The organism is Gottfriedia acidiceleris (genome assembly GCF_023115465.1).
Taxonomy (GTDB): Bacteria; Bacillota; Bacilli; order Bacillales; family Bacillaceae_G; genus Gottfriedia; species Gottfriedia acidiceleris_B.
Genome location: NZ_CP096034.1, coordinates 3,193,251 through 3,217,849 on the forward strand (window position 1 = coordinate 3,193,251; position 24,599 = coordinate 3,217,849).

A 24,599-nucleotide genomic window follows, 5' to 3' on the forward strand; every position below is an offset into this window, starting at 1 on the left:
GGATACTATCCTCTTCTTTGCAAAATAGCTTCTTTAGCTTCTTCAACATCATCAAAATGTGAAACATTTGTTCCTACAATCTGATATGTCTCATGACCTTTACCTGCAATAACAATAATATCATGTTTTTTTGCATTTTGAATCGCAAATGTTATAGCTTTTTTACGATCTTCTATTACCGTAATATTATTATGCTCTAATCCGCGTTTCATGTCTTCTAAAATTAAAGTTGGGTCTTCTGTTCTTGGATTATCAGATGTAAAGATCGCTTTCGTTGAAAGATCCGCTGCTATCTTACCCATTAGTGGTCGTTTTGTTCGGTCACGATCTCCACCACAACCAACAACAGTAAAAATATCATTTTTTGCAAATTGCTTAACAGTATTTAATACATTTTCTAAACTATCTGGTGTATGTGCATAGTCTACAATAACTGTAAAATCTTGCCCAGCATTAACGGCTTGGAAACGTCCTGGTACTCCTTCAATTGTCGCTACTGCGTCTAGGATTGTCTCCATTTCGATATTTAATGCGATTCCTGCACCAATTGCTGCTAACACATTATATACATTAAATGTTCCAATAAGATTCATTTCTACAACATATTGTTTATTTAAAAAATGTAATGTGAATCTAGTACCAGCATTCGTTAATTCAATTTCATTAGCAAACAAATCAGCTTCTTTACTTAAACCATATGTTATTAGATTTGCTTGTGTAAACTTCATATATTCTTCTGAAGCAGAATCATCATTATTAAGGATTGCAAATTTAGGTTTTTGCGTAGAGAAGCTATTACCTAATTGAGAGAATAATAAACCTTTAGCTTTTTTATATTCTTCCATCGTTCCATGATAATCTAAGTGATCTTGTGATAGATTTGTAAAAACAGCTATATCATATTCACAGCCATGAACACGCCCTAAATGTAATGCATGTGAAGAAACTTCCATCACTGCAGTATCCACATTTGCATCAACCATTTTTGCAAACATTGATTGTAAAGTTAAACTATCAGGAGTTGTATTTTTTGTTTCAAAAATTTCTTCTCCTATTTTCATACCAATTGTGCCAATGACACCCGTTTTTTTCTTATTGTGTTTAACAATCTCTTCAATAATATATGAAGTAGTGGTCTTACCATTCGTACCAGTAATACCAACTAGATTAAGTTTTTGTGTTGGATTTTCATAAAAGGCATTACCAACAACAGCCATCGAACGATTTGTGTCTTTCACATAAGCTACTGGAACATTCGATTCAATTGATTTTTGGGCAAGTATCGCTACTGCGCCTTTTTCAATCGCTTGATTTACGTATTTGTGGCCATCAACTGTATACCCTTCAATACAGATGAATAAATAACCTGGTTTTACATTTCTTGAATCCATTTCAACCCCAGTGATTTCCGGATTTTCAGATGGAAGATTCACTAAAGGCTTTAATCTTGATAGTAAAGTATGAAGTTTCATAGTAATTCCTTTCGTATTCACTAAATCATTTTTTATCTTTAGTTTTCGATTTAGTTTCTTCTTTCGTTCCTAAATAAATTCTAATTTTAGAACCTTCTTTTAGTTTAACACCTGCTTTTGGTGCTTGGTCAACGACAATATTTCCACTGCCACTATATTCAATAGTAAAAGTATCTAGCAAAGGTTGCAAATCTTTTTTCTCCAAACCTATTAAATTTGGCACTTGATATGTTGGTATATCACCGTATACGAATTTTTTGGGAATTTGATTTTTTCTAGGTGGTACGCCTAAAACTTGCATACTATCACGAATAATATTCCCTACTATCGGAGCAGCTACAACTCCCCCAAATTGAACAGTGCCTTTTGGATTATCAACTGCAATATAAACGACAATTTGAGGATCGTCAGCTGGTGCAAAGCCTACAAACGAAACGATAAAGCTACTATCATCGTATCGTCCATCCTTTACTTTTTGCGCGGTACCAGTTTTACCGCCAACACGATACCCTTCCACGAATGCACCTTTACCAGTACCTTGTGCAACAACACTTTCTAGAGCTAAACGTACCTTTTTAGATGTATTAGGAGAAATAACTCGTCTTTTTGCAATTGGTGTTTTTCGACTTACTACTTCGTTTGTAACAGGATCTACAAATTCTTTAGCTATATACGGTTGGTAAAGAATTCCTCCATTAATAGCAGCTGATACTGCTGCAACTTGCTGAATTGGTGTAACTGATACACCTTGACCAAAAGCAGTTGTTGCTGCTTCAACTGGACCTACTCTATCCATGCTGAATAAAATTCCTGATCCTTCACCTTGTAAATCAATTCCAGTTTTTTTGCCGAATCCAAAGTTACGAATATAGTTAAATAAACGATCTTCTCCTAGTCGGTTACCTAATTCTACAAATCCTGGGTTACAAGAATTTTGAACTACTTCTAAGAATGTCTGAGAGCCATGTCCACCTCTTTTATGACAACGCAACCGAGCCCCAGCTACTTCAGCAGCCCCATCATCATAAAAATGTTCTTTATTCAAATCTACTAATCCCTCATTTAATGCAGCTGCTAGTGTAATAATCTTAAACGTTGAACCTGGCTCATAATTTGACCAAACAGGTAAATTTCGATTATATACTTCAGGCGAAACATTTTTAAAATTAGTCGGATCGAAGCTTGGACGACTGCTCATTGCAAGTATTTCTCCCGTATTTGGATTCATCGCTATTCCAATCATTGAATCAGGATTATATTGCGCAGTCGCATTATTCATTTCTCGTTCAAGAATTGTTTGTATTCGCGAATCTACAGTTAATTTTAAGTTTAAACCATTAATTGGCGGAATATAGTCGTCTGCAATATTGGGCATTCTTTGACCCTTAGCGTCAGAATAAAATTGTACACTACCTTTTTCACCACTTAATTGCTTATCATAGTAAAGTTCTAATCCGTTTAAGCCCTGATTATCGATTCCAGCAAAACCTAAAACATGAGAAAGATAGTTACCAAATGGATAATATCTTTTAGAATCCTCTGCTATGTATACACCAGCTATGTTAAGATCTCGGATTTGTTTAGCTTTCTCATTTGTAATTTTTATACCTTCTGTTCGAATGTGTTCCATACTTGATCTTTTCGTTAAAATTTTATAAAGTTTTACTTCGGAGATTTTTAAAATTGGGGCAAGTTTTTCAGTTGCTTCCTTAGGATCTTTAATTTGCCTAGGAACGACTAATACAGATGGAGCACTTTTATTAGTAGCAAGAGCAACACCATTACGATCTAAAATTTCACCACGCTTTGGTTCAAATGGAATATCTCGACTCCACGAATTTTTCGCTCGCTCAGTTAAAAGATCACCCATAGCAAATTGTACATAACCAAGCCTCGTTGCAATAATAGAAAAAATTAATAAACCACCAATGAATACAAAAAATAATCGTTTTCGAACTGTTACATTAGATACTCGCATCGAAACGAACACTCCTCTACATTATGTTCGTTTCAATATATGCTTGTACCAAATACAATAGACCTTCTAGCTTTTTATTGTCCTAGAATGGTCTATTGTCATTTTTATTTAATTAAAACTTATTTCAACCAATTTACTCTTGTACATCTACTTTTACATCTTTTTCTTCGTCTGTCGATCCGTTAGGTTTATTTAAATCAATTGTTAAATAGTCACGATCCCGTAGCTCTGAACCTTCTTTAATACTCTGGCTTGTAACAAATCCAGATCCCTTTGTTGATATATTTAGCTTGAATAATTTACCTAAACGGTTAACATCCGATTTTGACCAACCTATAATAGATGGCATGGTATTTGTCCCATTTGTCTTAAGATAAATAGTAGTACCTCTGACAACTTGAGTTTTTGACTTAATTGATTGACCAGTAACTTCTAACCCATTTCCTAATAATACAGGTTTCAATCCCTCAGATATAGCTAAAGATTTTGCTTCATCTAAAGTTAGACCTTTCAAATTAGGAATCTCTATACTTTCTTTATCAATTAATTTGTCTACTTTGGCATTTTCAACAGGCTCAACCTTCATATACTCTAATGCGCCCTTAGTCACTGTTCTAAATATTTCAGAAACACCATCTGAACCAATCTCAGTCGCTTCAAGTTTTGGACGAAGCATCGCTACATAAACGACTAATTTTGGATTATCTGCAGGTGCCATCCCGATAAATGAAAATAAGTTTTGACCACGTCCTTTAAGATATTTCCCGTGATCGTCAACAACTTGGGCAGTACCAGTTTTACCAGCGACACTATAACCTTCAATCGCATAGTTATGCCCAGTACCATGTGGCGCTGTAATAACTGTTTCTAATAACGCTCTCTCTCTTTTTGCTGTTTCTTCTGAAATTGGATTACCAACAACCTGAGATTTATAGTCTTTAATAACTTTATTCGTATCATGATCGACAATTTTATCTACAATATACGGCTTCATCATTTTTCCATTGTTAGCGATAGCACTTGCAGCTTGGATAATTTGAATTCCAGTTACTGTAGATCCTTGTCCAAAAGCAGTTGTAGTTTTTTCAAGTGGATAATTAAATACTAATTTACCACTTGATTCACCTGGAAGATTAATATTCGTTTTTTGTGTAAACCCAAAGTTTTTATAGTATTGTAAAAATCGATCTGCACCTAATTTTTCATTAAGAAGAATCGAAATACCTACGTTTGAAGACCTTTGAATCCCTTCGTCAAAAGTAATAGAACCCCATCCATTACGATTTACGTCATGGACAGTTCCTCCACCTGGTACTTTATATCGACCTGATTGGAAATATTCATTTCCATTATAAACGCCTTCATTCATTGCAGCTCCTAAAGTGAATATTTTCATCGTAGAACCTGCTTCAATTGCATATGAAATCGGGTCATTTGTATAGTTTGTAATGTCATGAATATTCGGATTGAAGCTAGGACGGTTACTCATTGCAACAATTTTACCGGTTTTCGGATCAGAAACGATTGCCATAATCTTTTCTGGCTCATATTTTTTTTCAACGCTAGTCATTGCGTCTTCTAGTAAACTTTGAATCTTTGTATCTATTGTTAAATACACATCATCACCATTATGTGGAGGAGTAACCTTCTCATTTTCATATGGTAGTATATTTCCTTTTCGATCACGTAAAAAGCTTCTTTTTCCATCTTTTTCAGTTAACTCATTATTCAATGATTTTTCTAATCCCATTTCGCCAATTAGGTCACCATTATCATTGACATTCGTATAGCCTAACGTATGAGAAGCAAATACACCATTTGGATAATATCGCTGCTGTGATGGAGTAAAAACAATACCAGGTAGCTTTAATTTCTCAATTTGTTCTTTTGTGCTTTGAGAAATATTTCTTCCACCTGGTCCTAATTCAACTTGATATTTTGGTTTACCCAATTTCGCTAAAAGTTCCGATTCATCGATACCTAAAATTGATGATAATTCTCTAGCTGTTTTTTCTTTGTCTACTACATGCCTTTTCACTTTCGAGTTTTTAGAGGCTCTTGGATCTAGAACTGCCGACACTGTGTATGCTGTCACCTCTTCCGCAAGTGGAACTCCATGTGAATCATAGATTGTTCCTCTTTTTGCTGGAATTTTCTGTGATGTATTGTAATTTTCATCCGCATAAACTTTTAAATTTTTACCTTCAACTGTGTCTGATAATTGTATATAGCCAAGTCTAGCTACAAGTGATATAAAAAGGAGTAAAGTACCTAGAAAAAACCAACGAATACCATAATTTGTGTATTTATTCTTTTTCTTACTCATATCACAATCTCCTACTTGCTAGTGTCGGTAAACTTTACATTATTACTATCAATATTTAACCCTAATTCTTTTGCTTTTTGCCATATGCGCTCATATGTGCTTAATTCATCAATCTTCATTTTAAGCTCAGAGTTACGCTGTTTTCCATTCGCTATTTCATTTTTCACATTTTGAATTTTTAAATTTGTATCATAAATTTCAGCTTGAGTTTTAATGATTTTTGTACCCATAAAGAAGCATGCAAAAATAAATACTAAATAAAGTATTTTCTCAAAAGGTGTAATTTTTGATACTTTCTTTTGTTTTTTCTTGTTAGAAGGTCTTTGTTGTAAATCAGTAACTTGTTTTTGTTGAAGCTTTCTAGCCAAATTACTCATTATTTTCCCTCCTTATAATTTTTCTGCAACCCTTAACTTTGCAGATCTTGCTCGCTTATTAAATTCCACTTCTTCATCTGTTGGTAAAAGTGGCTTTCTTGTTACTAATTTTAACTTCGGCTTAAACTCATCTGGAATAATTGGTAAACCTGGTGGTAACGGCGGAAGTGAACTAGCTTCTTTAAAAATCGTTTTACAAATGCGATCCTCTAATGAATGGAATGTTATAACACTGATTCTTCCTTTTGGTTTTATTAAGGTAATTGCATCCTTTAGAGCTTCTTCAAATACACCTAGTTCATCATTTACAGCTATACGAATTGCTTGAAAAATTCTTTTAGCAGGATGTCCACCTGTTCTTCTTGCAGGTGCAGGTATTGCGTCTTTAATGATTTCGACTAACTCAAAAGTTGTTTCAATCGGTTTCTTAGCTCTTAATTCTTCGATCCTTCTTGCAACTTGTTTCGAAAATTTCTCTTCTCCATATCGGAAAAATATTTTCACAAGCTGCTCATAAGGCCAATCATTTACAACTTCATATGCTGATAATGTTTGTTCTTGATTCATACGCATATCAAGTGGTGCGTCTTGATGAAAACTAAATCCACGTTCAGCAACGTCTAATTGCGGCGAAGAAACACCTAAGTCAAATAAGATTCCATCTACTTCATAAATGCCTAAATTATGAAGTTCTTCTTTTATATGTTTAAAATTACTTTTTACGATTGTTAATTGATTTTCATATTTATTCAATCGCTCTTTTGCATGTCTAATTGCTGTTTCATCTTGGTCAAAAGCGATTAATCTACCCTTTGATGAAAGTTGAGATAGTAAGTATTCACTATGACCTCCACCGCCAAGTGTACAATCTACATAAATGCCATCTTCATTTATATCTAAAGAATCCACAGTTTCTTTTAATAAAACCGTAATATGTTCAAACATGATGCTTTCACTACTTTCAATTTGTTAATTTTTATAAGTCAAATCCGATTAAGTTTTCTGCCAACTCACCAAATGACTCTTCTGATTCATTCATATATGTATTCCAAGTTGATAAATCCCAAATCTCAATACGATTTGTAACACCAACTACTACACATTCTTTTTCTAATTTTGCATAACTGCGTAAATTAGGTGTTATATTAATTCTCCCCATCTTATCCATCTCACATTCCATAGCCCCTGAGAAGAAAAAACGGGTAAATGCTCTCGCATCTTTTTTTGTTAGTGGTAGTGTGCGCAGTTTATCTTCAATTACACTCCATTCGGCTAATGAATAGCCAAATAAGCATTGATCCAAACCTCTTGTAACAATGAAGTTTTCACCAAGCTTGTCTCGAAATTTTGAAGGTATAATAAGACGTCCTTTTACATCGATATTATGTTGATATTCACCGATAAACATCCTATTCCCCCACTTTCTAACACAAACTTACCACATTCCCCCACTTCTTACCACCTTTTCTAAAAAATTCTTTAAAAAAACAAAAAATCCTGCTAACAGTGCAGCAGGATTTCATTTTTATTATAAAATTCAGCTTATTTCAAAGGATTGTTTCAACTTATTCAAATTAAATGCTTAAATTTTTACAATTTGATGAGCATAATCCCATGATAGTTCTAAATCACAAAGCTCATGAACAAAATCAAAACCATATTTATTAATATAGTAGAGAATGTTTAGTGTTCTCTCTTGTGGTTTCCCATTTGGAGTAATTGAACATATGATTCGATTCCACTTTTCGATTTGCTCTTCATTTTGCTTTAAAATTGTTTCTTCTATTTTTCGTTCTAAAAGTAGAATTTGTTCTTCTATCTTTAAATAATTCTTTACAGAAAAATCTTTTAGGTTAGGTGTTACTTTATTCGTTACATCTTGAAGAGGTTTATGCAATTCTTCTAAAGATTTTTTAGCATGTCTAAACACTTCTTTATAGTCTAGTTTTACTTGATCTTTAATCCATTCGACTTTCTTCTCTTCTAATGATGTTTTCAACACATCATTAATATCTAATGAAAAATCTTCTAATGCTGATACAATATTTCTTTCAAAAATAGTAAACATATGTCTTAAAAATACAGGTGGCATTTGAAGGTTAAATAGATTAAAAATATCCTTTAACTCAGCCCAATAAGCAATTTCACCAGGGCCACCGACAAATGCTAATGTAGGAAATAAATACTCCTGCATAATTGGTCTAGTAACGACATTATTACTTAATGAGGCTGGCTGTTCATTTGCGATTTTGATCAACTCAAGTTTTGAGAATTGATAATTCTTATTTTTTGTTTGAAAAACATCTTCATTTTCAGATACTTCAAGTAACTGTCTACCTTCATTACTATGGTAAAAAAGATGAATGCTCTGTTCAGAAATTTGAAGTGTTTCGTGATACCCAGATTTTATTAATCTGCTTTTCGTATCCTTTAAAACCCCTCTTACGTTCTCTTGATTTTGAATCATTTGATTAAATAAAGATGATTCCAACTCACGGACATTCGGATCGTCAGCATCAATTAAGACAAGTCCCTCTTTTTTGAACAATTTAAAAATAATTTTCGCAAAAAAATCTACATAAGTAGTAGATTGTTCAATCATCGAATATAGTTCATCAAGTAAATCATTTGAATAATTCGTTTCATCAAATGTTTTAACAATCTTATCAATCCACTTTTTCATTTCCTGTTGATCTAATTCTGTTCTAGAAGCAGCATGGGAATAAGTCGTTTTTTGATAAAAGGTTTGTTTTTTTACTGCATTGTTCTCAATTGTATGAATATGGTTAATTTCATCTATATCATGGTCTTCACCAGCAATCCAAAATACTGGGACGACTGTTAGCCCATGTTCCTTTTCATATTTCTTAGCCAATTGAATAATTGAAATAATTTTATGTATAGAATACAATGGGCCAGTTAATAAGCCTGCTTGTTGTCCACCAATTACAACAAATGAATCTTTATTAAGTAATTTTTTCACATTTTCTAACGATTCATTACTCGCATGATGCTTATGATGAAACTTCTCTAGTGCATTAACTAATCCTGTGCGATTATAAGAACGCTCCATTACATGTTTAATTCTATATTCCATATCTTCCTTTACTAATGGATTTTCACCAAAGAAAGAAGAAATTACTTCATTTCCATTTACAAAATCATTTAGCAATTTATTTTGCCCGTCTAAATGGACTTTACTAATTTGCATTACGAACTTCCTCTCTCGCTCTTCAGTTAAGCATTATATTCAGTTATTTTTAAAACTAAACCAGCCACTACGGTAATACAGTGAAGAATAATAAACAGAATACATGACATTCTCCAAAAACCTTTTAGTAGCTTAGTAAACCGAATATCTCTTTTTGCTTTCCATTGAAGAATAATACTAATAAATAAGATAACCAATAATAAATTAATTAATATCCAACCTGTTGCAGTCGGAAAAATCATATTTAAAACAAAATAAAATGAACTAATATATAGAATTGTAGATAAATCTAACGTAAAAAGCAAAAGTTTACGCTTGTTATTTTTAAAAAATAATTTCAAAAACATATAGATGAAAATTGTTGAAAAAATCGGAAATTCAATTAATAGTGAAATAAAGAAAATGAAAAATTTTTCCAAAAAGAATTACCCCTTTTTCTTCTCAAGTCCTTTTATACTATTGTACACAAGTTCAATTGTCGGTACATTTATTTTTTTATTAATTGCCAATTTTTTAACAAATCCTAGCATACTTTCAATTTCTGTTTGTCTACCATGAAATAAATCTCGATTCATTGATGAGTAGTTTTCTTTCGTTTTCTCACATATTTCTACTAATTTATCCCACTCTTTGTGGTTATTTAAATCTAGGATGGTCGCAACCTCATTAAATAATAATTTACAAATTGGTTTAAAATACTCATTAGTGATTAATTCACCATTTCGAACGTTCAATATAGAGGTTAAAGGGTTAATAACACAATTTATTAAACACTTTTGTTTCAGTATATACTCCCAATCATTTTGGCTTTTGATTGGAAAACCGGCTGTATGTAAATTCGATAAGCAATTTAAAGCATCAATTTTCCCTTTTATTTGTCCAATTCGAATTATACCTTTACCAGTATGTGTGATTTCATTCGGTGAAGTTTTTAATACACCGTGTTCAACTATACCTATAAAGCAATTTGGAATGGGTAAATTTTTAACGATTTCAATATGAGACATTCCATTTTGAAGAAATAATATATTCTCACCCTCATATTTATTTAACGTGTTTACGATTTGATTTAAATGATATTGCTTTACACAAACAATTAATAGATCGAACGTGTTTATTTTAGGTAATAATTTATTTGCAGTTATACACATTTGTTTCGTTTTTTCATCTACTGAAAGTATAACACCTAAGTTATTTATAAGATTTGCCTGTTCTTCTGTTCTCGTAAACAATGTAACATTATGTTTATTTTGATACAAATACGATGCTGTAAGAAGACCGACGGCACCACCACCAATTATGCCTATTTTCATTGATTTCTCCAATCGAAAAATTATTTTTCCACTATTATCCTTATGATAATAAATTTACATCGAATCTATCTTTTTTTAAATTTAATTGTACGATATAATTATATTTAAAATATTAAAAATTTACATTCTTTTTAAGGGGGAGCTTTTTTGAACATCAAGATAGAACGTTTACAAATAAATTTTAAAACACTTGAACAATTTCAGCAATTTTCCGGTTACGGTTTACAAGAGCTATCAATGCTTGAAGATCTTGAATCAAATTTAATTGATAACGAGTTTCAATCTCCTTTCTATGGTATTTACCTAGGCAAGGCACTTATTGCCCGAATGAGTTTATATACACATAGTGAAAATAATGAAGAAATAATTGAAATTAATAAAATGGAAGTTCTACCTTATTATCAAAAGAATGGTTACGGAAAAGAATTAGTAAATTTCGCTAAATCCTTTAAGAAAACAATTAAAACGATCCCAAGAGCTAATTCAAATGAATTTTGGAAAAAACAAGGTTTTATTGAGGCAGATTCTGAATTTGTCATTTGGAAACCTGAAAATAAATAAAGACAAAAAACTCAACACCCCTTTTGGAGATGTTGAGTTTTTTCATTTTATTTTACCTTCGTGTCATTTTTAGAACTAATATTTACTATTTTTCGTTTTTGATCTAAAAAATCAAATAAATGTTCATATTCACTTTGGAGCTCATTTAGTTTTTCAACTAATTGTTGTTTTTCAATTTTCAATTGTTCATTTTCTTGTTTATATTTTAATAGCTTTTTTTCTAAAGATTGTATATCTTTAATTCGTCCACTGGCCTCAACTTTTAACCTTAAATATTCAAGGAATTTATACACTGACTCAAAGGTTATTTCGGAATGGCCCTTTTCTGTTGTAGTCTCTTCGTGAATCTCATTTGTAATTATTTCCGATTCGTGCGATGGTTCTACCTCATTTGTGGGAACACTTTGTTTTTTACTACTATTTTTTGCCTTTTCAATCTCTTCTTTGTAGAACTTTCTAACAAAAGAATTCCATCGGTAACCGCAAGCAGCAGCAGTCCTTGATAAGTTCTTTGCTACAACTTTAAATGCCATTAATTGAGTTGACCCTTCATTTATCGTTTTTAAAACTACTTCAGCTAAGTAGTTATCTTCATCTTTTGTCCATGCATCCTGGCGATTTGCAACCATTTGCAATCCCCTCCAATTTCTTATGCAATAAGCAGATTTTACTAATTCATATGCACAAAAAAATGAAGGTAGAAGATTACTTATCCAATTTTTTTGTAAATTGTTCGATATTTTTTATATGTTCTTCTGAAAACCAAAGTGGTATAGCCGAAATAACTTCCTCTTCCATTCTTCTCTTAAGATTTTGCTCGGTCCGTTTACGAATAAGTATTTTTTTATTTTGATGATGTATTTGTGCTGGAATACTTCTAGCTAAACTAATAAAGCTTTCATTATGTAAACTTGTTAAATCTTTTGATAGTTCATGTATAAAGCCGATTTTTTTAGCTTGATATGCGGTATAAATATTTGAGGATGATAGTAATGTAATCCAATCTTGATGACTCATTTTTTCTTGAAGTAAGGTACCTCCACCCCATGAGGTTGGGATTCCCATTCTCCCTTGAATAAACCCTATTTTTGCATTGTGACTAGCGTATCTAAAATCGAATGCACTCGCTAGTTCGCAGCCGCCACCTAAAGCATAACCATTAATAAAGCAGATTGTAATTTGAGGTAACATAGCTATTTGGTAAATCAGATCACACATTTTTAGATTAAAAGATTCCAATCCATTTAAATTATTTTTAAACTTTAAAATTGTGTTTAAATCTCCACCAGTACAAAAATATTTCATACCTTCCCCAGTTAATACAACTAGTTTACTTTGGGATTTCATTCGGATTTCTCGGATAATTTCAGAAAGTTTTTCTACCGTATTTTCATCAATGCAATTCCCGTAATTAGGCCTATTTAAAACGATATAATCTATTTCATCTCTTTGATAAGTAATTACTTCAGACATTGGAATCCCTCTCTCTTTACCTAGTTTCCTATTAGTTTTTATTATACTATACAGAAATTGAAATGGGCAGAGTAAGAGGAATCATGATTTTAGAGGATTCAATCAGATAAACTACGTTTAAAGGCAAAAGGAAAAGCACATAGTTTCCTATGTGCTCATTCAAAGACTAGCTTATTTGCTAAGTACTTGTTTTCCTTTGTAGTGTCCGCATGATTTACATACGCGGTGTGCTAATGTTAATTCACTACAGTTTGGGCATTCAACCATTCCAGGTACCGCTAATTTAAAATGCGTACGACGCTTTCTTTTTACAGTTTTGGACGTTCTTCTTGCAGGTACTGCCATTGATCCCACCTCCTTAAAGTGAGTGTTTGTTATGAAGCCGGTTATCCGGTACTTCTCAATTATCTTGTTTGTCAAAAAATTTTGCTAAACCAGCAAGTCGAGGGTCAATTTTTTGCTCTACTTCGACATGTTCCCTAACTTCCCAATCTGTTCCTGACGTTGGTGCTGTTTCTTTCCCCTCAACATCCTCTGCATAAACCTGCATTGGAATCTCAGCTAAGATACATTCCTCAATCACTGGTGTTAAGTCTAACACGTCACCCTCTAGGATGTGAAAATTCTCATCTTCACTTTTCCATTCAGATGTTGTAAAAAATGTTTCTGTTGTGGTAATCGACAAAGGATATTTTACATCAACTAATGTTCTTACACAAGGTAAAATTAAATATCCAGTTATTGTTAAATGAAACGTATAACGGTTCGTTCCAAAATCAACTCGTCCAGTAACTCGAATTGGAGAAACTTCTCGAATATCAGTATTACGTTCCTTTATTTGACTTACATCAATTGTCTCATCTAAATTTAAACCTTTATGTCTTAATTTCTGCAACTGGTGCACTGACCATTTCATAAATAAACCACCTCAAGGCAACAATGAAAATTATATATTCTTTATAATCACTTGTCAATATTTTTTCTTTACACTCTCGAAAAGCGGAGGCGACTGCTTAGCTCCGACAAGCATAAGACGGTTTTTGGCTAAGATTTGCTCTTTAATCTTAGATGAAAATTGGCTTATGACTCGAGGAGTTAGGAGCCGGAGCTAGACATCTTTTCTGCTTATTTTTTAGAATATCTCCATTCAGCTAAAAGAAGTGGCTCTTTCCACTTCGAAGATTAATGGAATATTACAGAAGAGCTAGCTTGTGGAGCTAGACATCATAATATACTTCTTTGACTGAATTCCCAACAAGCATATGACGAAAAATTCACTAAAAGTTTTAGACTTGGTTACTATTTTTTCCCCTTAATTCCTTGACCTTGCTATATGTAACCTATCTAATATATTATTTTCCACAATAAAATTCAATACAATTCACGCTAGGTTGCGAATTATTTCTCAAAACTGGTATTCTTAATGTATAAATTCGTGAAATCAGTAAATATTGGAGGTGCATTTCTCTGCGTTCGGTTGGTGTAGTAGTAGAGTATAACCCATTACATAATGGACATGTTTTTCACTTAACTAGTTCTAAAAAAAGTACAAATGCTGATGTTGTCATTGCGGTAATGAGTGGTCAATTTTTACAAAGAGGCGAGCCAGCAGTCGTTCCAAAGCATGTACGAACAAAGTTAGCTTTACAAGCAGGTGCAGATCTTGTAATTGAATTACCTTATAGCTATTCGACTCAACACGCTAGCATCTTTGCCAAAGGAGCTATTTCAATTCTTGATTCTTTAAAATGTGATTATGTATGCTTTGGAAGTGAAGAGGGTAAAATTGAGACATTTTACGAGTTAATCAAACAAAAGAAGCAGCTTACATCTGCAATCAACACAAGCATACGTACTTTTCTTGATGAAGGACTAAGCTATCCTGCTGCATATAGCACTGCTTTACAAAAAAATCTTGAATCATCAAAACTAGATGTTTCACTTCCAAATAATATTTTAGGAATACATTACTTAGAAGCTATTGAACACTTTAATAGTCGAATGGAAGGAAGAACGATTCAGCGAATAGCTGCAAATTATCATGATGAAGAAACCAATCATCATAGTATCGCTAGCGCTACAGCAATTAGAAAAATTCTAAAAGGTGACAATCAATCGATTTCTGACTTTGTTCCAAGCTTTACTAAAGATTCAATTGAAAAATATATATACGAGTATGGTGCTCTTCACTCTTGGAATGAATATTTACCATTTTTGAAATATAAATTAATGACTTCAACTAAAGAAGAACTTGAAGAAATTTACGAAGCTGTCGAAGGTTTAGAAAGAAGAGTATTACATTCTGTATTAAACTGTCTTAATTTTGAAGAGTTAATGACCACAATCAAAACAAAGAGATATACTTGGACTCGAATTCAAAGATTGTTAACGCATATCTTAACAAATACTTCAAAAAAGGAAATGTCAGCAGTCTTAGAGAAAGATCGAGTTCCTTATATTCGTTTACTTGGAATGAGTTCACTGGGAAAAACTTATTTAAATAGCAAAAAAAAATTAATTGAATTACCAATTTATACGACTATTAATCAGCAAAATCAAAAAGAACTAAGTACTGATTTGAAAGCAACCCTTACATATGCTTCGATGCTTTCATTAGATAATCAACAAAAATTAATAAAAACCGAATATTCATTGTATCCAATTATTTATGATGAAAAAAGTAATCACTTTAGCAGATCATAAGAAGTTTCAACTAAATAGTATAAACACAAAAATGGCAGGTTTAGGGATATCCCCTATATCCTGCCATTTTTTATCATGCACTTATATTATTTAAATTATTTTTTTGTCTTTAATTTTTCAAGGTAATGAATTGCTTGGTCATATGTATCAATAGGTATTATTTTCATTTTCAAGTCATGTTTTTTCGCACTTTTTACAGCTTCATTATAATTAGAATTCTTTTTACCGTTCTCATTTGGTGCAAAGAAAATCTCTGCCCCGGAATCAGATGCTGCAATTATTTTTTGAGATATACCACCAATTGGACCTACGACTCCATTTTTATCAATTGTTCCAGTTCCAGCTATTTCATGACCTTTTGCTAAACTTTCTTCTTTTAATTGATCATAAATTTCTAGTGCAAACATCAGTCCCGCTGAAGGTCCACCAATCTCTTCTGAATTTATTTTAACTTTCGGATTTGTAGTTAGATTAAAATTTTCTGCTATAGAAACACCAATTCCAGCACGATTCGGTTCGTCTTTAAAAGCTTCTGTTTTAATATTAAAGAATTTAATTTTCCCTTTTCTACTTACTTCTAAATTAAAATTTGTACCAGGTTTTCTGCTTTTTACAATGTTGGTAAAATCATTGATTGTACGAATTTCTTTCCCGTCGATTTTAGTGATAATATCACCTAGCATTAATACGTTATGGGCTGGCATATCCTTTAAAACAGATACGACTACAATTCCGTTTTCAGTTACTTTATAAGATTTTTTAGCCTGCTTATATGCGTTTAAAATCGCAGCTTGCTTTGACTCTTCCATATACCTTAATTGACGGAACTGATAATCTTCATCACTTTCACCTTTTACTTTTATTTCATCGATCTTGTATAAATGGTAATTGTCATTAATTTTCGTACCGATATATGAATAGACATTTGCCTTACCCATTGCTATGGTCGTTAACATAAATTCACCTTTATCTTTTTTTGCACCTTCAACTTTTACATATGGCCTTAAAGGCTCGGCTAAGCCTGGTTTTGTAACATAGTATGGTAATGGAATGAAATATAAAAGAATTAGCGTAATACCAAGTACTAATAGTACATTAAGAATTCTGATCCTTTTTTTCACTATTTTTCTCCTTCCATCGCTCAATCTTTTCAAGAATCTCTGGTATTAATTTTTCTGTAGCTTCTTCACCTATTTTGATAATATTTTCTAGGTCAGTAAAGTTTCTAGAATTAACATGGTCTAACTTTGGTCTTATCATCACATTAGAAGCTATTTCTCTATTTCTAACGAGCTCGTGCTGCATTATTTCGATACTTTGCATAATCACATCATAGATCGTCGAAACTTCACCACTAACTTGAATCGGTGAAGCATCTACTCCAATAATAAAATCCGCCCCCATCTCTTTTACAACTGAAACGGGGATACGATCGATGACTCCACCATCAACTAAAAGCCTTCCATTCCATGTTTCTGGTACAAAAATTCCCGGTATGGAAATACTCCCTCGGACTGCAGTAGCAATATCTCCCTTTTGAAATACAATTTTTTCTCCCGTTAATAAATCTGTAGCGATTACCGATACTGGCAAATCTAATTCTTCAAGCTTTCTACCGAATGATAGTACTTTTATCAACTCTTTCACTCTGTTCCCAGAAATCAAACCCATTTTTGGAACTACATAGTCAATATAGTATTTAGATTGAAATACTTTTGCAATTTTATATAGACGATCTACATCCGCACCAGCACCATATAAAACAGCAACTAAAGCACCTATACTACTGCCTGCCATCAGATCTATAGGAATATTATGCTTTTTTAAAACGGAAATTACACCAACATGTGCAAATCCTCGTGCACCTCCTGAACCTAATGCTAAACCAATTTTCGGTTCCAAGTTGTTTCCCCTCCAATTAAACTCTTTGGTCTAAAATTGAATTCCAGCAACGTATATTTAATTGTACAAGTTTTTTTTATACATATATTACTATCTTATTTCCTATTCATTGGTCTTACTACAATTAGACAAAAATCTATATGTTTTTTAAGTTTATCTTTGGAGGTTTATATGTGAAAAAAAATTACTTCATTACCTTACTTATTTTTTTATTACTCATATTTCTGACATCAACAATTATTCAGCATCCAGAGGTAGCATTTAAAGGTTCAATTAGAGGGTTAAATATGTGGTGGGGAATCGTATTTCCTTCGCTCCTTCCTTTTTTCATTTTAAGTGAACTTCTAATATGCTTTGGAATTGTTCAATTTATTGGTGTTTTTTTAGAGCCGGTTATGAGACCTTTATTTAAAGTTCCGGGTGTTGGGGCATTCGTTTGGGCGATGGGGATGGCATCAGGATTTCCTTCAGGTGCGAAACTTTCTGCAAAATTATATAAAGATGGGGAATTAACAAAATTAGAAGCGGAACGACTTAATTCTTTTACAAATTCATCTAATCCTTTGTTTATTTTTGTTGCAATATCAGTTGGTTTTTTTCATAACCCAAAAGTTGGACTCGTACTTGCACTCAGTCATTATTTATCTAACGCGATTGTAGGCCTCATTATGAGGTTTTACGGTAGAAACCAACCTAACTACTCACGTAAAGAAAGAATTCATTCTAACCGCTTTAAATACGCTTTTAAAGTTATGCATGAAAAAAGATTAAGTGAACGAAGACCGATTGGAAAAATATTAGGGGACGCAATAGCTTCTTCCGTACAGACATTATTAATGATTGGTGGATTTATTATTGTTTTTTCTGTTCTAAATATGCTTTTAATTGAAATTGGCTTTATCTCTAATGTTGGAAAAATAATTGCATATTGTTTTTCAAATTTAAATGTTAATCACAATTTATCTACGCCTTTTTTATCTGGATTATTTGAAATTACGTTAGGATCTAAATTAGTCAGTGAAATAGGCAATAGTACATTATTGCAGCAAGTGGCTTTAACTAGCTTTATTTTAGGATTTGGTGGTTTTTCAATACAAGCCCAAGTAGCAAGTATTATTTCTGAAGTGAAATTAAGTATTAAACCTTATTTAATTGGTCGTTTATTACAATCTGGAATTGCACCTATTTTAGCAATTATTTTTTGGAAGCCACTATATCTTAATCAGTTAACTTCTAATGTTACGAATAATACGTTACCCGTTATAAAGATTTTTACAGAGAAACAGGTAAACCTGGAATCATTGATTTCAACAGGTTCATTTATAACCTTAATTTCTCTTTACATTTATGTAATCATCTTAATTTATAAACTGTATACAAAAAAGTTATCTTCTTAAACCTTTTCATATAAAAAAAGAAACCTCATTTTAAATTAAACTTGAGGTTTCTTTATGTTGTCTACTCATTAATAAATTATATATAAATACTTAAGCTTACATTAAACTTGAGGTTTCAAAAATTTTTCTGTTAATGCGGTATTTACACAATCTGGTACTAAGTCTTTTACATTTCCACCATATTTTGCGACTTCTTTTACGATTGAGGAACTTAGGAATGAATATTGATTATTGGTCATTACAAAAAATGTGTCAATTTCATCTACTAATTTTTTGTTCATTGCTGTAATTTGCATTTCATATTCAAAGTCTGATACTGCTCTTAGGCCTCTTAATATTGCAGAAGCGTTAATTTTTTTCGCATAATCCATTAATAGACCACTAAATGAATCAACGCGTACATTTGGAATAGTACTAGTAGCTTCCGTAATTAATTCTTTTCTTTCTTCTAAAGTAAATAAAGAATTTTTGGCTGAGTTATTTAATACGACAACAATTACTTCATCAAACACTCTTGCTCCACGTTTAATAATATCTAAATGTCCTAACGTAATTGGATCAAAACTTCCAGGACAAACAGCAATACGTTTCATCTTGTACCCCCTAAAAATTACTCCATACAGATATGATACACTGATACGCCACAAATTCCATATTTTTCTGCTTTTGTTCGTACAAAATTCCCTATTTTTTCAGGTAATTCGACATCTGTAGCATGTTCTACTAAAATTGTCCCATCTGAGGCAAGTAGATTTTTTTCATCAAAAGTTTCAATTAATGATACGATTTGTTGTTTTTTATAAGGAGGATCTAAAATAATTAAGTCAAATTGGATCTCTCTTTTAATAATCGCTTTAACAGCTCTCTCAGCGTCATTTCGATATACTTCAGCGCAATCAGTTAGATTACAAGTTGCTAAGTTTTCTTTAATCGTCTTAATCGCCTTCATTTCACGATCTACAATAATCGCTTTTTCAATCCCCCTACTTAAAGCCTCAATTGATAATCCACCACTACCACCGAATAAATCTAATACAATACCACCTTCAAAGTAAGGTCCAATTATATTAAACATTGCTTCTTTTACTTTATCAGTTGTCGGTCTAGTACTCATTCCAGGTACTGCCTTTAAACTTAATCCTTTATTTTTTCCTGACACTACTCTCATTTAATTTACACCTACTATATATTTCAATTTACGAAAATATCCTATCATAATTTCACTAAAACAAAAACATTTCTTTCCATATTCTTCTACTAATGTATAAAATCATCCACTTTGGAAATAATTAATTTTAACAACATCTCAGTTGATGTTGTTGCCAACCGCGGAGAAGACTTACGTTTCCCCATAAGTTCTTCCTCCGGTTTCTCCTCTCCCTTTGCCTTCTTTTAAGTGATTACACTTTAATAAGAGGGGCCCTGCAAATGCGGGGTTTTTTTTTATGCTTTTATCCTGTAGAATAAATGTTGCAATTATTTCCATACTTTGTTTGAATTACTCGTAAAGTATTTACGTTTTAAGGGGGAACACTCATGATCCAACGCATGATTGAAATTGGAGAAGGATACTCAGATTTATATGAACTATTTGAAATTGCTAAATCGCAAAAAGATAGAGTTAAATTTTTACTAAAATTAACATCTGAAAATAAAGGCTCAAACTGCTGTTCTTTTGCTGTTATCTTAAGCCCTACTTCTATTGGCGAATTCCAGCCAATATATTATTGTAGAGAAGGAATTACACTAAAAGAAGATTCAGTTACAAAACGTGAAGTGTTGTTTGAAGAATTAGCTACAACTTTAAACAAAGAAATCATCACATTACAAATTAGACACTCAAGCTCATTTCATGAAAACGATTTATTTCATCAATATATAATCGGAATTTTACGCTTAAATCACTTAATTCCACCAATGAAATAACTAGACTAGATAATAAGATTTACTATTTTTCTATTCTTTCTAAATAAAGTACAAAGAATATCAGGGATAGTTTTTACACGATCCCCTACCTCTATAACCATACCACAAGAAAAACGATTGAACGGTTTTTAATTCAGATAGGTTAACCTTCTAAATTAATTTTCCATTCAATCGTTTTTAATCTACTTGATAATCATATTCCTTTGCTTCGTCTGGTTTTGCATTTTCGTATTCAGTCTTAATAAAAGGTTTATATGACAATTCAATTCGTTTCACAAAATGAAATTTTTTCAATCTCTCTATTGTTCGATCTATATCATCCATATTGCAATATAGGACTACGTATTTCAAACGTTTAGAGACAAAGTGAATATTTCCAAATTTACGTAACATTTTTGCTTGTTTTAATGATTGTAAATAAATAATAATACCTTGTCTTTGCACGAACATAGCTTTCTCCTTTAAAAATCCGTTAGAACTAGAATATCATATCCCAAATTTCTTTTGCAACGAAACTTTCATAAATAGTTTTTAGAAAGGATTGAAAATTATGTTAGATGATGTTTGGGAGCAATTTTTTAACTGTATTTCAAATTATAAACAAATTAATCATTTTTCAAACAAACAAATTTGTGGTGCCAATTTCCTATATATTCAGTCAATTCAGTCAAACGGTCAGCAGACCGAAGAAGGGATCAAAAAACTACTGATTGATTGCGCTAGAACCATTACTGAACAGTTTAAACTAATTTACCGAGTTGAATTTATACGTAAAGAAAATAATAACTTCGTATTTAAACATCGATTTTACGTTCCGAATAAAAAAATGTTTTGTTGTGGAAATAATTGCGCTAATTGTACTAGGTTCAGAAAATGAATTTTATTAAAAAAGACTCATTATTAAATAATGAGCCTTTCAATATGATTTATTACCTCGTTTTACATCCACACTTACCACCTGTGCCACATCCACCAGTACTACATCCTCCACCTGTATTTACGAAGAATGGATTACCCGCTGGAACTTTTACAGAAGGCGAAACAGCTTGTGCAATTAAATAGCTAGTCTCATCTAAAAGTAATTGGACCTGATCTTCCGCTTGCTTAAAAGCAGCGATTGTATCGTTTAATTGAAGTTCTCTTTTAACTTCACTCATTTTTTTACGAATTTCTTTATAATCTGGATGATATTTTCCAAATCGCTGAACATCCTCATATAAATCCTTCGTCTTCATAAAACGGCTAATAATTTCTTGAGCAGTTTTATCATTATTTAATGCAATATATGAAGTTCGATACTGATCCGCAACATCCGATTGCACGATCATTGAAGCAAGTTCTTCTGAGACTGTTATAAGTTGCAAGGTTTCCATTGTTGCATACATTTCCTTACACCTCCAAGAATAAACTATATCACATTTAATTCCTTAAATAAAAGAACTTGTCCTAAGCTTTTATGTGATTAGAAATATTAAATTCATTTATCTTCCATTTACCATCTTTTAATTCAATAAAATTTGCACAAGCATTTTTTAATTTTGTCCTAAAATTAACTTTCTCAGGATCTATCGCATGTAGAATTGCTTTAATCGTATGAGAATGTGCAACAATTACAATTCGTTTACCTTTATAAATTTGGGCAATGTCTTTTAATGCACTAAAAGCTCGATCAATTAATTCTTCATTTGTTTCCATACCTTCTACATTATTATTATAAATGTTTTCATGAACATCGGAAATAGGTTTTCCGCTAGCTTTACCAAATTCTCTTTCTAGGAATCGTTCATCTTCTATAATCTCATCAATTTTAGAAAACTCTGCAATTGCCTGTGCAGTTTGTTTCGCCCTAACTAAAGGACTTGTAATAACCAAATCCCACTTTTGATTATTTAAAAACAATGCACTATCATTCGCCTGTTGTTTACCTTGTGTATTTAAAGGAATATCTTCTCTTCCTTGAATTATATTGTTAAAGTTCCAATCAGTTTGTCCATGTCTCACTAAACAAATTTCTGTCATAACTACTACTCCTTTTTAAACTTGCTTTCTTCATTGTAGCAAAAAGCTATGACAGATTGAATTATTATCCTTTTTTAATCTTCTTTTGATTCAGTATCAGAGGATTCACTACTAGTACTATGTTGATCCTTTAGTACATGGAACATGTCAATCATAAATGATGCCATTTGAACTTGATTTGACAATTTATCAACTCGTTGTGGAATAGTTTTACCAAAAAACTCAAGGGAAGCCAGTCTAAACTCATCAGTAAGCTCAGGATTTCTAGAAAGTTTACGATACCATTTTGGTTGTTGTCTTAAAAACTTCAAATAATCTTCCTCACTCTGAAGAAATTCTAATACATCTTTTCTCACTTAGATCTCCTCAATCCTGTCTAAAATTAAATTGTGGTGACGTTGGCTTTTCTTCTCTTTGATTAGTTGAAGCAGCTGGAGATTTAAATTGAGATATGAGCTGTTGAATATTAGTTAAAGTGGAGTTTACATTTGTTAAATGGCCTTGAATTTGATCTGGATCTAAATTTTTTACAAAAGAAATGACTTTTCCAACATATCCTTCTTCTGATTGTTCCGTTTTGGCAGTTTTCTTTTGAGACCTTGTATTATTGTCATTTCTATATTCATCCCACATTTCATGGTCTTCACCTTTGTAATACCAATCTTCAAAGTATTGTTGCCATGTTTTTTTTCCCGTTTTTACTTCCTCACGAAGTTTTGGGTGTTCCATAACGAATTGCCTAAATTGTTCGATAGATGGACGGTTATGTTCATTTCCCATTCATATCACTCCAATTAAATGCATTTACTACAAAATTATGTCTTTCGAATAATTTTGTGCTTGTTTGGAAATAAAAAAATCAAGCATAAACTTTCGCTTTTGCTTGATTTTTCTATTATTTTATAAAATTTTGGGTGTAATATTTATTAAAGGCTCCCACTCCAAGTGTGGTATATTCTTTTTTATACATATTTACACGATGACCTTTACTATTAATCCATCCATATACAGATGCTATACCATCTACATAATTAGCGGAAATATTTTCGCCAGCAATTCTGTATGGAACATTTGCATCATTTAAACGATCAGCTAGACTACCATATAAATTAGAATAGTGATCAAAATATTTATTTTGAACCATATCTTTACTATGTCCTAAAGCTACTTTGGCAGCATCAGCATTCCAAGTTAAAGTACTTAAATTCATTCTTTTACGATAAACATTCGTTAAGTTAAATATCTGTCTCTCTTCTTCACGATCAACAATTGCTTCTTGCAATGTATTTAATTTTTTTGCATTGATTAAATTTCCACTATAAATTAGCTCGTACGGTTTTTGCTTAACTAAAGTTTCTGGAGATAAATATCGAACACCTAATAAACTTCCAGTAAAACGGTCAAAATAAAGTTGAGCAAAACAATTATTTAATGAAACAAGTGGACGTTCGTGTAAATCGGTTGGCGATAATTTAAATGTATATTGATTACTCAATATCGAAAAAGAGACTTTATCATGTAATGCTACATTGTCCATTGTTTCTTCATAGTGGCTCCCCATCACAAATGGGGTTATATCAACTTTATTACCAGCAACAAAAATTGTTACAACCTTGCCATTTCGTACACCAAATTGAGTATACTTTGTAGCATCTTTATCATAAACAAGCCAATCGTAGTCATATTGAGAAGGAACTTTTCTTGACGGTTTACCAAAGGTTTTTAAAATTTCTTGTTCACTTTTACCAATATACTGAGAAACAGAGTATGTAGCTTTTTCAGTACTTGCATTTTCGATCATTGGCATATTCACTTCTTCTACTTTCTGATATTGTTTAAATGATGAAATATTGGTGATCCAATCTTTAATAAGTGGACTGAACATAAAAACTGTTATAAAACTTATTGTAAAAAAGAAAAGTTTTATAAGTTTTTCCATTT

Annotated in this window: 28 protein-coding genes; 5 read left to right on the top strand and 23 right to left on the bottom strand. The window is 32.0% G+C overall.

Features of this window, described 5'->3' with window-relative positions; all coding sequences use genetic code 11:
* Nucleotides 1-5: 5 nt before the first annotated feature.
* The 9 genes from MY490_RS15160 to MY490_RS15200 form a co-directional block, all read right to left on the bottom strand.
* Nucleotides 6-1,472, bottom strand: coding sequence for a UDP-N-acetylmuramoyl-L-alanyl-D-glutamate--2,6-diaminopimelate ligase (locus MY490_RS15160; protein WP_248266458.1), 1,467 nt, complete (start codon nucleotides 1,470-1,472; stop codon nucleotides 6-8).
* A gap of 25 nt (nucleotides 1,473-1,497) precedes the next feature.
* Nucleotides 1,498-3,450: a stage V sporulation protein D gene (locus MY490_RS15165; protein ID WP_248266459.1), complete on the bottom strand. Its 1,953-nt coding sequence runs from the start codon at nucleotides 3,448-3,450 to the stop codon at nucleotides 1,498-1,500.
* Between the two features lie 133 nt (nucleotides 3,451-3,583).
* Complete coding sequence (locus MY490_RS15170; protein ID WP_248266460.1) at nucleotides 3,584-5,776, bottom strand: penicillin-binding protein; 2,193 nt, start codon at nucleotides 5,774-5,776, stop codon at nucleotides 3,584-3,586.
* Nucleotides 5,777-5,787: 11 nt separating this feature from the next.
* Complete coding sequence (gene ftsL, locus MY490_RS15175) at nucleotides 5,788-6,153, bottom strand: cell division protein FtsL (protein WP_248266461.1); 366 nt, start codon at nucleotides 6,151-6,153, stop codon at nucleotides 5,788-5,790.
* Nucleotides 6,154-6,165: 12 nt separating this feature from the next.
* Complete coding sequence (gene rsmH / locus MY490_RS15180; RefSeq protein WP_248266462.1) at nucleotides 6,166-7,098, bottom strand: 16S rRNA (cytosine(1402)-N(4))-methyltransferase RsmH; 933 nt, start codon at nucleotides 7,096-7,098, stop codon at nucleotides 6,166-6,168.
* Between the two features lie 31 nt (nucleotides 7,099-7,129).
* The gene (mraZ, locus tag MY490_RS15185) at nucleotides 7,130-7,561 is read right to left on the bottom strand and encodes a division/cell wall cluster transcriptional repressor MraZ (protein ID WP_025672272.1); all 432 of its coding nucleotides are present in this window, start codon (nucleotides 7,559-7,561) and stop codon (nucleotides 7,130-7,132) included.
* Between the two features lie 174 nt (nucleotides 7,562-7,735).
* Nucleotides 7,736-9,364, bottom strand: coding sequence for a bacillithiol biosynthesis cysteine-adding enzyme BshC (bshC, locus tag MY490_RS15190; protein WP_248266463.1), 1,629 nt, complete (start codon nucleotides 9,362-9,364; stop codon nucleotides 7,736-7,738).
* A 26-nt stretch (nucleotides 9,365-9,390) separates the two neighbouring features.
* Nucleotides 9,391-9,783 (bottom strand): DUF3397 family protein, encoded by a 393-nt coding sequence (locus MY490_RS15195; protein ID WP_248266464.1) that lies wholly within the window; start codon nucleotides 9,781-9,783, stop codon nucleotides 9,391-9,393.
* A gap of 6 nt (nucleotides 9,784-9,789) precedes the next feature.
* Nucleotides 9,790-10,677, bottom strand: a complete 888-nt coding sequence (locus MY490_RS15200) for a 2-dehydropantoate 2-reductase (RefSeq protein ID WP_248266465.1) — start codon at nucleotides 10,675-10,677, stop codon at nucleotides 9,790-9,792.
* Nucleotides 10,678-10,824: 147 nt separating this feature from the next.
* Here MY490_RS15200 and MY490_RS15205 point away from each other — a divergent pair, with 147 nt between their 5' ends.
* A complete protein-coding gene (locus tag MY490_RS15205) occupies nucleotides 10,825-11,238 on the top strand; it encodes a GNAT family N-acetyltransferase (RefSeq protein WP_248266466.1) in 414 nt (137 codons plus the stop codon).
* Between the two features lie 47 nt (nucleotides 11,239-11,285).
* Here MY490_RS15205 and MY490_RS15210 read toward each other — a convergent pair whose 3' ends face one another.
* The 4 genes from MY490_RS15210 to MY490_RS15225 form a co-directional block, all read right to left on the bottom strand.
* On the bottom strand, nucleotides 11,286-11,867 hold the full coding sequence (locus MY490_RS15210) for an RsfA family transcriptional regulator (protein WP_248266467.1): 582 nt from the start codon (nucleotides 11,865-11,867) through the stop codon (nucleotides 11,286-11,288).
* Nucleotides 11,868-11,943: 76 nt separating this feature from the next.
* Nucleotides 11,944-12,711, bottom strand: a complete 768-nt coding sequence (locus MY490_RS15215) for an enoyl-CoA hydratase/isomerase family protein (protein WP_248266468.1) — start codon at nucleotides 12,709-12,711, stop codon at nucleotides 11,944-11,946.
* Between the two features lie 171 nt (nucleotides 12,712-12,882).
* A complete protein-coding gene (gene rpmF / locus MY490_RS15220) occupies nucleotides 12,883-13,056 on the bottom strand; it encodes a 50S ribosomal protein L32 (protein WP_025672195.1) in 174 nt (57 codons plus the stop codon).
* A 55-nt stretch (nucleotides 13,057-13,111) separates the two neighbouring features.
* Nucleotides 13,112-13,627, bottom strand: coding sequence for a YceD family protein (locus tag MY490_RS15225; protein ID WP_025672196.1), 516 nt, complete (start codon nucleotides 13,625-13,627; stop codon nucleotides 13,112-13,114).
* A 551-nt stretch (nucleotides 13,628-14,178) separates the two neighbouring features.
* On the opposite strand from MY490_RS15225, the gene MY490_RS15230 reads away from it, so the two are divergent.
* Entirely contained in the window at nucleotides 14,179-15,414 is a 1,236-nt protein-coding gene (locus tag MY490_RS15230; protein WP_248269389.1) for a nucleotidyltransferase, read from the top strand.
* Between the two features lie 95 nt (nucleotides 15,415-15,509).
* Here MY490_RS15230 and MY490_RS15235 read toward each other — a convergent pair whose 3' ends face one another.
* Nucleotides 15,510-16,535 (bottom strand): SepM family pheromone-processing serine protease, encoded by a 1,026-nt coding sequence (locus MY490_RS15235; RefSeq protein ID WP_248266469.1) that lies wholly within the window; start codon nucleotides 16,533-16,535, stop codon nucleotides 15,510-15,512.
* Nucleotides 16,510-17,316, bottom strand: a complete 807-nt coding sequence (locus tag MY490_RS15240) for a patatin-like phospholipase family protein (RefSeq protein WP_248266470.1) — start codon at nucleotides 17,314-17,316, stop codon at nucleotides 16,510-16,512. The genes MY490_RS15235 and MY490_RS15240 overlap by 26 nt, the downstream gene beginning before the upstream one ends.
* 140 nt (nucleotides 17,317-17,456) lie before the next feature.
* Between MY490_RS15240 and ylbJ the strand changes: the two genes are divergently transcribed.
* Nucleotides 17,457-18,713 carry a sporulation integral membrane protein YlbJ gene (gene ylbJ, locus MY490_RS15245; protein WP_432707013.1) on the top strand — a complete coding sequence of 419 codons (1,257 nt, stop codon included), beginning with the start codon at nucleotides 17,457-17,459 and terminating at the stop codon, nucleotides 18,711-18,713.
* Between the two features lie 101 nt (nucleotides 18,714-18,814).
* On the opposite strand, the gene coaD is transcribed toward ylbJ, so the two are convergent.
* Complete coding sequence (coaD, locus tag MY490_RS15250) at nucleotides 18,815-19,306, bottom strand: pantetheine-phosphate adenylyltransferase (RefSeq protein WP_248266472.1); 492 nt, start codon at nucleotides 19,304-19,306, stop codon at nucleotides 18,815-18,817.
* A gap of 17 nt (nucleotides 19,307-19,323) precedes the next feature.
* On the bottom strand, nucleotides 19,324-19,881 hold the full coding sequence (gene rsmD, locus MY490_RS15255; RefSeq protein ID WP_248266473.1) for a 16S rRNA (guanine(966)-N(2))-methyltransferase RsmD: 558 nt from the start codon (nucleotides 19,879-19,881) through the stop codon (nucleotides 19,324-19,326).
* Nucleotides 19,882-20,249: 368 nt separating this feature from the next.
* Between rsmD and MY490_RS15260 the strand changes: the two genes are divergently transcribed.
* Nucleotides 20,250-20,639 carry a DUF7147 family protein gene (locus MY490_RS15260; RefSeq protein ID WP_056468446.1) on the top strand — a complete coding sequence of 130 codons (390 nt, stop codon included), beginning with the start codon at nucleotides 20,250-20,252 and terminating at the stop codon, nucleotides 20,637-20,639.
* A gap of 177 nt (nucleotides 20,640-20,816) precedes the next feature.
* Here MY490_RS15260 and MY490_RS15265 read toward each other — a convergent pair whose 3' ends face one another.
* Nucleotides 20,817-21,089: a YlbG family protein gene (locus tag MY490_RS15265; protein WP_056468449.1), complete on the bottom strand. Its 273-nt coding sequence runs from the start codon at nucleotides 21,087-21,089 to the stop codon at nucleotides 20,817-20,819.
* 100 nt (nucleotides 21,090-21,189) lie between these two features.
* Here MY490_RS15265 and MY490_RS15270 point away from each other — a divergent pair, with 100 nt between their 5' ends.
* Entirely contained in the window at nucleotides 21,190-21,516 is a 327-nt protein-coding gene (locus tag MY490_RS15270) for a hypothetical protein (protein WP_248266474.1), read from the top strand.
* A gap of 52 nt (nucleotides 21,517-21,568) precedes the next feature.
* Here MY490_RS15270 and MY490_RS15275 read toward each other — a convergent pair whose 3' ends face one another.
* The 5 genes from MY490_RS15275 to MY490_RS15295 form a co-directional block, all read right to left on the bottom strand.
* Nucleotides 21,569-22,024 carry a YlbF/YmcA family competence regulator gene (locus MY490_RS15275; protein WP_056468453.1) on the bottom strand — a complete coding sequence of 152 codons (456 nt, stop codon included), beginning with the start codon at nucleotides 22,022-22,024 and terminating at the stop codon, nucleotides 21,569-21,571.
* Between the two features lie 61 nt (nucleotides 22,025-22,085).
* Nucleotides 22,086-22,658, bottom strand: a complete 573-nt coding sequence (locus MY490_RS15280) for a histidine phosphatase family protein (RefSeq protein ID WP_248266475.1) — start codon at nucleotides 22,656-22,658, stop codon at nucleotides 22,086-22,088.
* A gap of 74 nt (nucleotides 22,659-22,732) precedes the next feature.
* Nucleotides 22,733-23,014 (bottom strand): YlbE-like family protein, encoded by a 282-nt coding sequence (locus MY490_RS15285; RefSeq protein ID WP_248266476.1) that lies wholly within the window; start codon nucleotides 23,012-23,014, stop codon nucleotides 22,733-22,735.
* A gap of 10 nt (nucleotides 23,015-23,024) precedes the next feature.
* Nucleotides 23,025-23,438: a YlbD family protein gene (locus MY490_RS15290; RefSeq protein WP_248266477.1), complete on the bottom strand. Its 414-nt coding sequence runs from the start codon at nucleotides 23,436-23,438 to the stop codon at nucleotides 23,025-23,027.
* Between the two features lie 115 nt (nucleotides 23,439-23,553).
* Entirely contained in the window at nucleotides 23,554-24,597 is a 1,044-nt protein-coding gene (locus tag MY490_RS15295; RefSeq protein WP_248266478.1) for a CAP domain-containing protein, read from the bottom strand.
* Nucleotides 24,598-24,599 lie beyond the last annotated feature (2 nt).